Source organism: Lewinella sp. IMCC34183 (assembly GCF_003390915.1).
Classification (GTDB): Bacteria; Bacteroidota; Bacteroidia; order Chitinophagales; family Saprospiraceae; genus Neolewinella.
In genome coordinates this window covers 628280-641416 of record NZ_QMEM01000001.1, presented here as the reverse complement: position 1 = coordinate 641416, position 13137 = coordinate 628280, and the positions used below count along the sequence as shown (strand labels likewise).

The window sequence follows — 13137 nt, the reverse complement described above, 5'->3', positions numbered from 1 at the left end:
GACTGGATCCCGCGCCGCGGCGGAACTAGAACCGCGCCAGGTCCACTTCCGGCGGGAGGGCAGTCCCATCCTCCAGGTGATCAACCAGCCACCGGCTCGTGAGCGGAGCCAGCGAGGCCCCCTTGGTGCCCAGTCCGTTAAAGATGGACAGCGCCGGATGTTTCGGGTGCCGGCCGAGCAGCGGGCGCCGGTCGCGGACCGTGGGGCGCACCGCCGACTGGTGTTCCAGGATCTCGTAGGGTACGGTGAGCACCTCCCGCAGCCGGTCCTCCAGGTACTGCCGGTTGGTCGGGGTGGGGGAGTCGTCGTCGAAGCGGTTGGCGTTGGTAGCGCCTACCCAGTAGGTGTTCCGGCCCTGCGGCACGAGGAAAATCCGGTGCTTGAACAGGCGGTCGAGCGCGGGTGCGGCGGTACGCACGATCAGTACTTCACCCTTGGTTCCGCCGTGGGGCAGGTAGCCGAACCAGGGATTGTGTCGGGCAAGCCATCCCTCGCAGAATACGACCCGGTCATACCGCCGCGGGTCTCCGCCGAGCGTTACCCGGACGGACGCACCCTCGGGCACCACGTCCGGGTACGCAAGGGCTACGGCGTGGAACCGGCCGGCGTCCCGTTGCCGGACACGAAAGGCGGAGACGAGCGCAGCTACGTCGACCCGCGCGCTGTGGCCCACGCCGGCGTAGGCGTAGGCCGGTTGTGTGAGCTCCGGAATGCGGCCGAGGGCGGGATCGTCGATCAGGTAGCCGGCGTAGGCGGGGTCGCCTCCCCGCGCCAGCCAGTCGTTCTCGTCGCCCCGGTTGAAGAGGGTGCGGATCAGCGGCAGCTCGTACCACAGTTGCACCCCCAGCAGGGCTTCCAGCTCGCCGTAGAGGCTGCGGGCGGCCGGCAGCAGTTCGTCGATGCGCCAGCTCTTTACGAACCGCCGGCCCGTAATGGGGTTGATGATGCCGGCGGCCACGCTGCTCGCGGCGCGTTGTTCGGGCGCGTCCACGTAGTCGACGTGGTGCCCCGCCCGTTCCAGGCGGTAACCGATAAGAGTGCCGGCCAGGCCCTGGCCTACGATCAGGTAGTCGATGGTTTTTGCCGCAAGGTACACCCGCGGTCCCCTTCCCGGTCCGCATATCCCGACCGGCAAATGCGTTACTTTGGTCGCGGTGCCTCACCGGCCCGCCAACAGAGAGATTTTGCACTATGTACCACAAACCAGTTCTTCGGCCCGCTGGCCATCCACAACCTGTCTCCTTTCGCACCCGGCTCCGTGGGGTGCTCACCCTGTGCTGCCTGCTCGTGCTGACCGGCAACGCCGTGGCTCAGCGGCAGACGCTTGATGAGTCCTCCAAGGTCGTACTCGACGTCGACCACCCCGGACGTGAACTGATCAACTTCCGCTTTGGCACCTCCATCGACAGCGTGTACGGCCTGCAGCCCGGCCAGTACACTACCTCCATCGAAGGCACCTCTATCCTGCGCGTGCCGGCCGAAAACATCGGGCAGGTCATCCTGTACGCCCGCATCATCGGCTCCGGCGATACGAGCATCTTCGTGGACAACCCCAGACTCGAAGGCACCATCACGATCCAGCCGATCTCCGACAACAAGCAGATCGAGGCGGCCCGGGCCGTGTACCAGTTCGGCGGTCCGGATACCTACCGCCAGATCTACTACCTGAGCCAGACCGTGGGCGTAGACGAGGTAGAGATCACCCTGCAGAGCCAGAACGGATACTTTATCCTCAGCCGGGTAGAGGTAATTCCCTACACGGCTTACGGCCTTGAGAATATCCGTAACCAGCTGGCGTACGACAGCCAGCTGAGCTCCAAGCCAGACCGGTACCGCAACCTGCGCAACGGCTACACCGAGGAGCTAAAGCGCATCGAGAACTACCACAAGGTGCTGCGCGAACTCATCGGCCGGGAGGAAAGCGCCGGCCTGGCACGGCTGAAGACCCAGAGTTACAACCCCTTCGGGGCACCCGAATTCCAGCAATACTTCAACGACCTCATCAAGAAGGCCGACTCCGGTGAAAAGGCCGAGCTCTCGCAGGTACGGCGCGACATCTCCCAGTTTAACTTCGAGGAGATCGCGCTGACCGTCGATAACCTCCTCCTCGGCGGCAAGTTTTCGACCCTGATCGGCCTCATGGGCAACGCCTTCTCCGGTGGACTGGCCCTCGCGGACCGCCGCGGCGAAGAGCGCGCCATCCTCGAGCTCGACGGCACCCACTACTTCCGCGACGACCGCGGCAACAAGATCCGCCTGGAGGCGATCGAGGACGAGGAGGTGCTCCGGAAGGTCAACGAACTGACCACCCGGAACCACCAGTATCAGCAGTACATCTCGATTCTGCAGCGCTTTATGGGGCAGGACCTCGACCTCCAGAACAAGATCAACCAGGACGTTATCGTCGCGCGCACCCTCATGAACGAGCTGGAAAACGTGCAGTGGCAGCTGATGGACGATATCACGGACCGGCCGCGCAAGGAATTTATCGCCGACAATACCATCAACTATACCGCTTCTTACGATGCCATCGTACGCTCGTTCCCGGAACTCGACGCGGCCTCCCTGGATTTTCTGGACGCCCAGGAACTCCGGATGCAGACCGTGCGCAACGAGCTCAAGGAGATCCGTACCAAGTACCAGCGTCTGCTGGGCAACCTCAAGACCCACTACGATAATCTCTACCAGGATTACCCGCAGGACCGCCTGGCCGCCTTCCAGCCCCTCAACGAATTGCCGGTCTCCCTGGGGGAGGCCTGGAACGCGAACCAGCGGGAGATCATCGCCCGCTATAAGGAAAGCACCCTGCTGAAGATGCTGACCGGAGCACTCTCGGGGCAGTAAACGACGATCCCCCGCCGGCAGCTGCCGGCGGGGGATCGAAAATGCGGTAGGACCTTATCAGAAGATCAATCCGCTCAGGGTCAGGTCGACGGTGGTGCTGCTTTTGGCGTTCACCTTCAGGCCGGTCAGGTTGAGGTTGGCGGCGCTGGACATGTTGAAGGTGCCCTGCATCTCGGTCTTGCCGTCGTCGTCGCGGTCGTCGTAGGCCACGGCCACCAGCTCGTACTCTCCCTCGCTGAGGAAGGCCAGGGTGTACTCCATGTTGCTGTTGACGGTGGCGCTGCTCACGGCGTTGAGGAAGAGCTCGTCGTCGCTGTCGCCGGTGGCCTCGCTGCTGCGGTAGGTACCCTTGGCGTAGGCGTAGACCACGATCTCGGTTTCGGTATCGGAATTATCGGTTACCGTGCCGGTGAGGGTGCCGCTGCGGTCCTTGTTAACGAAGCGGAGGGAATTCTCCAGCCGGCTCTCGGCGGCAAACTTGTAGGGCTTGGTTTCGTCTTCGGCGCGCACGAGGGCCTTGCGGAGGTCGAAGTCCACGACGGCGGAGACCGAGGCGCTCTCGGTGATGGTGAAATCCGAGTTGTTGACGGTGAGGACGCCGTCACCGGTGGCTTCCAGGGCAACTTTGGTGTCGTCCTTGGTGAGCACGTAGCAGCCGGGGCCGCCGTTTACCGCTTCCGCGCCATCCTCCAGAACGAGTTCGAGCTTCGAATAGCTGTCGGCGGCAAGTTGCCCGTCGAAAAGGGTTTCGGTGGTGCCGTCGGTGAGGGCGGACACGTTGACGGTGGTAGCACTGAAGCCTTCGATGGCCTGTCCGTCTACGCGTACTTCGGAGACGGTGACGAATACGGCCTTCACGTTGGCGTCGTCGAGGGGGGCGTCGGTCATCTCGACGGTAAAATCACCGCTGCCGCTCCCGCTGGGGGTTGCGGGCTCTTCCTCACCACAGCTGAAGGTGAAGAACATGACGGTGAGGGCAACCAGCAACTTGCTGGAACAAAGGGAAAATTTCATTGGGGAAAGGTTTACTCCGTCGCTGCGGTGTACGGCGCGACGACGCGAGAATTAGGGGAAATTGGCAAGGTGGAACTGCTACATAATATAGGAGACACGTGTAGGGTACTGGTGAGAATCCCGGAAGAACACACTGTATCCGCTCCGGCAATCGGGTAAACGCCCGGATTGCGCTGACGGGGCGGAGGTGCCACCGGCGTACTGCCTCATAACGTGCCGCGAATGATTTGTAGTATACCGGTCTATTCGTAAAGACTAGCGGCCGCTGCTCCCGGCGGAAGTTCTACCTTTGCCCGCCAAACCCGGTACCATGAAATCCCTTACCCTCCACCGCGGCCGCGAAGGCGCGCTGCAACGCTTCAGCCCCTGGGTGTTCTCGGGTGCCGTCAAGACCGAAGCGGAAGGGCTCGAAGACGGTGACCTGGTGCAGGTGTCGGACGCTTCCGGCCAGGCCCTCGGTACCGGCCACTACCAGGAGGGGAGCATCCGGGTACGCATGCTGCACTTCGGCGACGCACCCTATCCCGAGGACCTGATCGACCGGCGGCTCGCGACCGCGCTGGCCTTGCGGGGCCGGCTCGGGCTCGCCGAAGACCCCCTCACCAACGCCTACCGGCTGGTCCACGCGGCCGGCGACGGGCTGCCGGGCCTCATCGTGGACCGCTACGCCTCCGTGGCCGTCGTGCAGTGCCACAGTATCGGCATGCACCGGCAGCGCGAGCGGATCGCCGCGGCCCTGCTGCGGGTGCCCGGCATCGATTCGGTCTACGATAAAAGCGCGGCGGCGCTGCCGCAGCGGTACGCGGGGCAGGCAACCGACGGTACCCTGGCCGGATCGGCGGTCAACGAGGTGGTCGTGCTGGAGAACGGCCGCCGCTTCCAGGTGGACCTGGTGAACGGACAAAAGACGGGATTCTTCCTGGACCAGCGCGACAACCGCTGGCTGCTCGGCAGTTACGCCCGCGACTGCCGGGTGCTCAATACCTTCTGCTATACCGGAGGCTTCAGCGTATACGCCCTGCTGGGCGGCGCCGCGCAGGTGCAGAGCGTAGACCTGAGCGAACGCGCCACGGCACTGACCGAGGCAAACGTGGCCGCGAACGGCGACTTCGCGGACCGGCACACCGCCCACATGGCCGACGTCATGGACTTTCTCAAGGAAGCGGAACCGCGCTCCTTCGATATCGTCGTAGTAGATCCCCCCGCCTACGCCAAGAACAAGCACCGCCGGCACAAGGCGGTACAGGCCTACAAGCGCCTCAACGCCCGGGCCATGGCCGCCCTCCGCCCCGGGGGACTGCTCTTCACCTTCAGTTGCAGCCGCGTGGTCGACCGGCAGCTGTTCTACGATACCATCGTCGCGGCCGGGCTCGAAAGCGGCCGCAGCGCCCGGGTGTTGCACCGACTCGCCCAGTCGCCCGATCATCCGGTCAGCCTCTACCACCCCGAGGGAGAGTACCTTAAGGGGCTGGTGCTGCAGGTCGACTGATGGCGGCGGGCGTACGGAACCACCGTACAAATTAGCGAACCTCGGTTTTGAGTAGCCGTTAGGCTACAATATTCCCCGATCAACCATACCCCGCATTGGCAACACATATAGGTAAGCAGATAGGACGGTTCGTTTTCTGGCTCGTGGTGTCCCTGCTGGGGCTGCTCGTGCTGGTATTTCTGCTCATCCAACTGCCCTTCGTCCAGGATCGCATCACGCGTGAGGTCGAGAAAGTGGCCCAGTCCACCCTAAACACCGACGTGGGGATTGGCAACATCGACCTGGAATTCCCCACCCGCCTCGCCATCGAGGGGGTCTACGTAAATAATCCCGCGGGCGATACGGTCGCACGGCTGGGATCGCTGGACGTCGGCCTGGATATGTGGGCGCTGATCCGGTCCACCGTGGACATCAAATCCATCACGATCGACGACGTCTACGCCAACGTCGTCACCACGGACTCCACCTCCAATATCCAGTTCCTGTTCGACGCCCTCATGCCGGTGGATACGGTGGCCATGGAGGACAGCCCGCAGGCCGATTCGGTGGCCAACACCTCGGGCGGTTTCCTGATCAACCTCAACGGAGCCAAGCTACTGCTCACCAACGCCGACATCTACTACCAGGATGACCCGGCGGGCCTGCTCGCCGACGTGACCGCGCATCGGCTGGAAGGGGAGATCGACGAGGCCGACCTGAATACCATGGACTTTGGTATCGACTTCCTGGAACTGGAGGCGGCCGTTGCGGACATTCGTCTGGGCGAAAGCACGACCCCCGTGGACACCACCGCCGAATCGGCTCCCCTGGCCCTGCGTGCCGGGCGCATCACCATTACGGAATCCTCCCTGGCCCTCGGCATGGACAGCCTGGAAATCAAGACCGGCCTGCCCTACGTCAACCTCGAAGGAGCCGACGTGGGCGTGGGCGACAGCATTGCCTTCCGCGGGGACCTGTTCCAACTGCGGGATCTTTCCTTCAGCATGGACACCCCGGCGCCCGCGCTCGAGGGCCCGGGAATCGACTATGCCCACCTGGCCCTGGACAGCGTGGAGGCCGAAGCCACCGACATCAGCTACCTGGTGGATTCCCTGCACCTGCGGCTGCGCCAACTGAGCGGCGTAGAGAAAAGCGGCCTGGCGATCCGACGGACCGAAGGGGAGATCACCTATGACCCGAACTACCTCGCCCTGCGCGATTTCCTGCTGCGTACCGACAACAGCGAGCTGCGGTCCGAGAATACGGCGGTCGACTACGACTTCGCAGCCGCCAATTTGGAAGAACTGGTGGCGCGCGCCGAGCTCGACGGCTACCTGGGATTGCGTGACATCGCCCTGGTCGCGCCGGACGTCGCCACGGAAAACGTGGTGCGCAACAACCTGGCGGACCGCCTGGAATTCAGCCTGCGGGCCAACGGCACGGCCGCCGACCTGGAAATTGGCCGTATCAGCCTGGACGGGCCCGGCATCAAGCTGCGCGCCAACGGCCGCGCCCACGACATCCTGAACACAGAAGCGGCCGGCGGCCGGCTGGTACTGCGCGAACTGAGCATCGTACCCGGACCCCTGCTGCCCCTGCTGCCCGCGGGCACCCTGCCCCCCGACATCGACTGGCCGAAGCGCATCGTGGCGGAGGGGTCGGCCAGCTACGACAACGAGCGCCTGGAGCTGGACCTATACGCCCTGGAGAACCGTGTTTTCGGCAACGGCCTGAACAGCCGCGTACGGACGAGCGGCGTAGTGAACGGAGTGACCACCTACCCGAGTACCCGCCTGGACGTGCGCCTGGACACGCTGCTGGCCACCCGGGCGACGATCCTGGCATACGTACCGCCCGGCTCGATCCCGGAAGACTATAAACTGCCCGACTTCGTACGGGGCAGCGGCTCGGTGAGCGGCCCCATGGAGAACCTCGACGTGAACCTGCGGCTCAACCTGCCGGGCGACAGTACCTACGCCCGCATCAACGGCAACATCCGCAACGCGACCGACCCCGATCAGCTGGCGCTGAACCTGGAGATCAGCGACCTCGGCATCAACATCGCCGACGTACGGTCCATCCTCCCGGACAGCCTCCTGCCGGCCAACCTTAACCTGCCCAGCCTGCGTATCCGCAACGCCAGCGTCTCCGGCAGCCTGGCGGACCTGACGTTCGACGTACCGCTGGAAACAACCAACGGCAACTGGAACCTGCAGGGGCGGTACAATCCCGAGAACCTGGACGTCACCGCCGACCTGACCAACGTGAGCATCCCCGACCTCTTTACCGGGCCGATGCGCGACTCCCTGCTGTCCCTCGAGTTGGGACCCCTCGACCTGCAGGCCCAGGTGACCGGGCGGCTCGAGCCCAGCATGGACCTGGCCATCGACGCCACGGTGGTACAGGAAACCGGCAGTCAGCTGCTGGACCTGACGGCTTCGGTCACCGACTTCCGCTACGCCGCCGAATTTGACGTGACGCACCCCTTTTTTCGGGCCGACGGCTCCGCGCGCTACATCATCAACGCCGACAGCTCGGTGTTTGCCGAGGCCCTCGTCGACGTCGGCACGGTGCAGCTGGAACGCTGGAACCTCACCGCCGTGCCGCTGGCGATATCCGGCCAACTCGTGGCCCGCACCGAGGGGATCGACCCCTACGACCTGGACGCGTTCGTCCGCCTGGATAGTCTGATCCTACGCACTGATGAGGGGAGCACCTTTGTCGACAGCCTGTTGATGACGGCCGCGATGCACGACTGGGACAACGAAATCTACATTCGCTCCGACGTGATGGACGGGGAGGTACTGGGGTACTTCGACCCCCTGACCACTCCCGAGAAGATGGTCAACTTCCTGCTGGCCTACGTCGACGAGGACATGCGGCAACCCGATCCCGTAGAGGACGGCAACCGGCTGGACGTGGCGTTCCAGCTCAAACGACCGCAGGTGCTGACCGGGGGGATCATCAACGGCCTGACCCAGCTTTCCCCGCTTTCGCTTTCCCTGCTTTATCGCGACGCGTCCCCTGAGTTTGTTGTCAACCTGGACGTGCCCGAGATCGAATACGCCGGACTGGAGGCGCGGAACCTGGCCTTCCAGGCTGTGGGCGATACCGCCAGTCTTGGCTTCAATGCCGACTGGGAGGACATCAACCTCAACGGCAGCCTGGAACTGGGCCGAACGGTCATTTCGGGAGAAACCATCGATGACCGTCTGCAGGTCGAGCTTAAGCTGTATACGGAAGAAGACAGCCTGCGGCACTACCTCGGCACCTATATCGACCAGCGGGGCGACTCCCTGATCGTCAGCCTGGAACCGGAGCAGATCCTGAACTTCGAGACCTGGACCGTGCCGGTGGACAACGTCATTATGCTCTACGATTCGACGCTCATCGTACGCGACCTCGCCCTGGAGCACGCGGGACAGTCGCTGCGGGCGGAAACTAAGGATCCGAGCGACGTACTGATCTCCTTCACGGATTTCGATCTGCGGACGCCCAGCCGCCTGGTATTTTCCGAGGAAGAAACCGCGGCCGGAATCCTCAACGGCACCGTGAGCCTAAATAACGCGATGACCAACCTCGGCATCAGCACCAACCTGACCATCGATCAGTTGGCCTACGCCGGAACGCTGCTCGGCGACATGACCGCCGACGTGACGACCACCAACGAACAGGCGTATAACCTCGATATCGGCCTCGAGGGCTCGGGTAACGACCTCGACGTGACGGGTACCTACCGGCTCAACGGACCCATGGACATCATGCTTGACGTGAACGCTCTGCAGCTGGAGAGTGCGGAGCCCTTCAGCCTGGGTTATCTCCAGGACACCGAGGGTTTCCTGGAGGGGCAACTTGCCCTCACCGGCACCATAGAAAATCCGGTCATGGACGGCCGGTTCTCCTTTAACGAGGCCAGTTTGATTATCAGCCTGCTGGGCGAACGCTTCCGGCTGGGAGAGAATCCGATCGTTTTCGAAGATCAGCAAATAACCTTCTCCAACGGATTACAGATTTACGATACCAACGGCAACGAAGCCGAGGTGAGCGGTAACATCATCCTCAACGGGCTGGACGACATCAAACTCGATATGCTCGTGGTCGCCGAGGACTTCACGGCCATCAACTCGACCGTGGAGGATAATCCCGACTACTACGGGTTCATGTCCGTCGACGCCCGTGTAGACATCGGCGGAACCGCTACGCTTCCCGTCGTGGAAGTGGAGGCGACTACCAACGAAGGGTCCGATATCACGTATGTGTATACTGTCCCCTCCGCTACGCTGGTGGACGCCGAGGGCGTGGTGGCCTTCGAGGAAGAGTACCAGTGGTCGGATATCCTGCGCCGCGACACCATTACCGACGACAGCACGGTCACCTCGCGCACCGGGCTGAGTATGACGCTCAACCTCGAGGTCAAGCCCAACCTCCAGGTGACGGTGGTCGTGGACCCGGTTACCGGGCAGACCTTTACGGGGCGGGCCGAGGGTAATCTGGCCCTGCGGATCAATCCCGACGGCAGCCAGGAGGCTACGGGCCGCGTGGAACTGGTCGAGGGCAATTACGACTTCGTTTACCAGGTCATCAACAAGGAGTTCGAGGTGGTGCCGGGCAGTAGTGTCACGTTCAACGGGGAAATCGAGAACCCGACCCTCGACCTGACCATCCGTCACCGGGTACAGACCTCCCCGCTGCCCCTGGTGGAGGCACTGAGTCAGGGCACGCCCACCGACGCGGCGACGCTGCGCCGGAAACAGACATTTTACGTGGTGATCGGACTGAAGGGCGACCTGCAGTCGAGTAACCTGACCACGAACGTCGTCTATCCGGAAGATGCCTACGGTAACCTCGGAATAAACTCAGTCGATAACGCCCTGGCCAAGCTGCGGCAGGACGACAGCCGCCTGACCACTACCGCCTTTCAGTTGCTGGCCTTCGGTGGATTCAACATACCGCTGGTGGACCAGGGTGGGGGAGACGGTACCAGCCTGGTCAATACCACGCTGAACAGCGCCCTGGGTGGCTACCTGAACAACCTGGCTAACCAGTACGTCGGCTTCGTGGAGCTGGACTTCGGACTGGACAGCTACCAGGACACCGACGGCACCACCAACACCAACCTGCGGGTAAGTCTGCGCAAAACCCTGTTTGACGACCGCGTGGTGGTCAGCGTGGATGGGGTGGCCGGCAACGACGCCGATGAGGTAGCGGGGACCTCGCAGACCTACCTCGATAACATCACCGCGGAGTACCTGATCAATCCTGACGGCTCCCTACGCCTCAAGTTCTTCAACGACCGCGACCGGGACGCCCTGATCGGTGGTAACGTGATGCGCTTTGGAGGGCGCCTCACCTTCAGCAAGGAATTCAACCGCTTCTTCTGGAGCCCGGACAAAACGAAATAATGATGCGCAGACTGTTGTTCGTATTCTTGGTCCTGAGCGCGATGGGCTGCAACGTTACCCAGTTCCTGCCACCGGATCGCTACCTATACCAGGGGGCCAGCGTCTCGATCTCCGCGGCGGACTCCATTCCCACCGCTGAGCTGGAGACGCAGCTGAACGCTGTCCTGGACCAGAATACCAACTCGAAGATCCCCCTGATCGGATACCGCAACATCTGGCGGTACTACAAATTCGAGGAGAAGAAACGCAAGAAGCCGGAGAAATACGCCGAGGACTCCACCGAGACCCGGGGGGAAGAGCCCATCTTCTACGACGAGGCGCTCGCCGAGGGGGTGACCACCCTGCTACAGAACCGGGCGGCCAACATCGGCTACTTTACTAACGACGCCAGCTACCGCGCGGATACCCTGCTCGATGACCGGGAAGTGACGGTCGACTATACGGTGACCGTAGGCGCTCCCTACGAACTGGACACCGTGCTGCATTACTGGAGCGACACCGCCGTGGCCCGGATCATCGACAGCGTGCAGGAAGAGACGGTGCTGAACCCCGGGATGCGCTACGATCTCGCCCGGATAAAGGCCGAGCGGCAGCGTTGGCAGCAGTCGCTGAAGGACGAGGGTTACTTTTACGCCAACGCCAACGATTTTCTCTTTCTGGCCGATACCGCCCAGGGGGAGGAGCGGGTGAAGATGCTCGCCAAGCTGAAGAGCGACGTACCCCCCCAACACTTGATTCCCCAGCGCATCGTCGCGGTCAACGTCTACCCTAATATAGACGTAACGGATACCCTCGGCCGCGGCCGCCTGCCGGTACACCGCACCGGCGGCCTGAACATTTACTGCGATGACTGCCCCCTGCGGCCCTCTATCCTCGACGAAGGGTTCGCGATCGAGGAGGGGATGTTGTACAACCCTGAGCGGCACCGCAAGACATTGCGCCGTCTCGCCAGCTACAATACCTTCCGGTACATCAGCCTCGATTACCAGACCGTACCCGGCTCGGATTCCACCCTCATTCTGAACGCCTATATGGAACCCCAGCTCCGGCGGCGCATCGACGGGGAGCTGGGCCTGACGTACAACTCCGCGCGCTACATCGGTCCCAACATCCGGCTGGCCTATACCAACCGTAATCTCCTGCGCGGGGCGGAATTATTTACCCTGGAGGGCGACTTCAGTTACGTGGTGTTTATGGGCAACACCGACCAGATTCGGGTCCCGCGCTCCGGGATTTACGGTCTCACGGCAACCCTCAACGTACCCCGCCTCTGGCTACCCTGGCGCCGGAAGATCATCCCCCGTGTAATGACCAGCGGTACGGTTATGAGCCTGGGCGCTAAGGCGGAAAACCTGCGGCTCACACTGGCCAAGTTCTCCCAGGAGATTTCCGACCAGGAACTGACCGACCTGGCGCAGGTAATTGAACAGGATCCCGAGGCTACCGAATCGGTGAGCCTGCTCCAGATCCGGGCGGAATACGGCTATACCTGGCAGCGCCGGGTGAAAAAGACCCACCTGCTGAACCCGCTGTCGGTACGCGTGCAGGATCCTGTGGTGAGCAATTCCGGCGTACTGCAGCTGGCCAATAACCTGGGCATCAACAACGCCGTAGAATCCGACGCGGCGGCGGTTAGTCGCTTCGACCGTATGATCGTGTACTCCCCGAATTACACCCTGACCTACGATACCCGACTGGACGGGCAGGACGACAACAACGTGTTCTGGCAGCAGTACCTGTCCATGAACTTCAACAACGTGTTTCCCCTGGACGCCGAGCTCAACCGGAGCAACCGCGTTCAGAGTATTTACCCCCAGGTGGAGACCGACCTGCGCTACTACCACAACTTCAGCCAGCAGACCCAGCTGGCTATGCGGATACACGGCGGGGTTGCCTTCCCCTTCACGGATCGGGCGATCGTACCTTACTTCGACCTGTATTCGGTCGGTGGTCCGAACAGCCTGCGCGGCTTCGCGCCCCGTCAACTGGGCCCGGGCCGTACCGCACCGATCAACAACAACCTGCTAACGCTGCGGGGCTATGGTAACCTGATGCTCGAATCCAGCATCGAGATCCGCCAGAAGCTAAACGCCCTGATCGAACTGGCGGCCTTCGTGGATGCCGGCAACGTCTGGACCTATAAAACGGAAGTAGAGCCCCTGGATACGGATTTCCGGTCCACCTCCTTCATCAACGAGCTGGCGATGGATTACGGCATCGGCTTCCGCTTCGACCTAACGTTCCTGATCTTCCGACTGGACCTCGCCAAGCCGTTCCAGATCCCGTACGAAGAAACCGTGGAGGACTTTCAGATCCCCCAGACCTTCGTCGGTGACCCGGTCGACCGCAGTATCCGCCTGGTGGTCGGCTTCGGTTATCCATTCTGACCGCCGGGCGAAGATTCGCTGA

Annotated in this window: 6 protein-coding genes; 4 read left to right on the top strand and 2 right to left on the bottom strand. The window is 62.6% G+C overall.

From position 1 onward, the window contains the following. Positions 1-25: 25 nt before the first annotated feature. Complete coding sequence (locus DQG19_RS02635) at positions 26-1096, bottom strand: NAD(P)/FAD-dependent oxidoreductase (protein ID WP_232826423.1); 1071 nt, start codon at positions 1094-1096, stop codon at positions 26-28. 167 nt (positions 1097-1263) lie between these two features. On the opposite strand from DQG19_RS02635, the gene DQG19_RS02630 reads away from it, so the two are divergent. Next, a complete protein-coding gene (locus DQG19_RS02630) occupies positions 1264-2844 on the top strand; it encodes a hypothetical protein (RefSeq protein WP_116124662.1) in 1581 nt (526 codons plus the stop codon). Between the two features lie 57 nt (positions 2845-2901). Here the strand turns inward: DQG19_RS02630 and DQG19_RS02625 are convergent, their stop codons facing one another. Beyond that, positions 2902-3858, bottom strand: coding sequence for a DUF4382 domain-containing protein (locus DQG19_RS02625; RefSeq protein ID WP_116124661.1), 957 nt, complete (start codon positions 3856-3858; stop codon positions 2902-2904). Positions 3859-4168: 310 nt separating this feature from the next. On the opposite strand from DQG19_RS02625, the gene DQG19_RS02620 reads away from it, so the two are divergent. From DQG19_RS02620 to DQG19_RS02610, 3 genes are all read left to right on the top strand, one after another. Further along, the gene (locus tag DQG19_RS02620) at positions 4169-5347 is read left to right on the top strand and encodes a class I SAM-dependent rRNA methyltransferase (RefSeq protein WP_116124660.1); all 1179 of its coding nucleotides are present in this window, start codon (positions 4169-4171) and stop codon (positions 5345-5347) included. Positions 5348-5442: 95 nt separating this feature from the next. After that, positions 5443-10728, top strand: coding sequence for a translocation/assembly module TamB domain-containing protein (locus DQG19_RS02615; RefSeq protein ID WP_157974281.1), 5286 nt, complete (start codon positions 5443-5445; stop codon positions 10726-10728). After that, complete coding sequence (locus tag DQG19_RS02610; protein ID WP_116124658.1) at positions 10728-13115, top strand: BamA/TamA family outer membrane protein; 2388 nt, start codon at positions 10728-10730, stop codon at positions 13113-13115. Before DQG19_RS02615 ends, DQG19_RS02610 begins: the two co-directional genes overlap by 1 nt. Positions 13116-13137 lie beyond the last annotated feature (22 nt).

What these genes read in the sequence shown, in the direction of transcription:
- DQG19_RS02625 (WP_116124661.1), bottom strand. Translation starts at nt 3,858, where the DNA reads ATGAAATTTTCCCTTTGTTCCAGCAAGTTGCTGGTTGCCCTCACCGTC.
- DQG19_RS02620 (WP_116124660.1), top strand. Translation starts at nt 4,169, where the DNA reads ATGAAATCCCTTACCCTCCACCGCGGCCGCGAAGGCGCGCTGCAACGC.
- DQG19_RS02610 (WP_116124658.1), top strand. Translation starts at nt 10,728, where the DNA reads ATGATGCGCAGACTGTTGTTCGTATTCTTGGTCCTGAGCGCGATGGGC.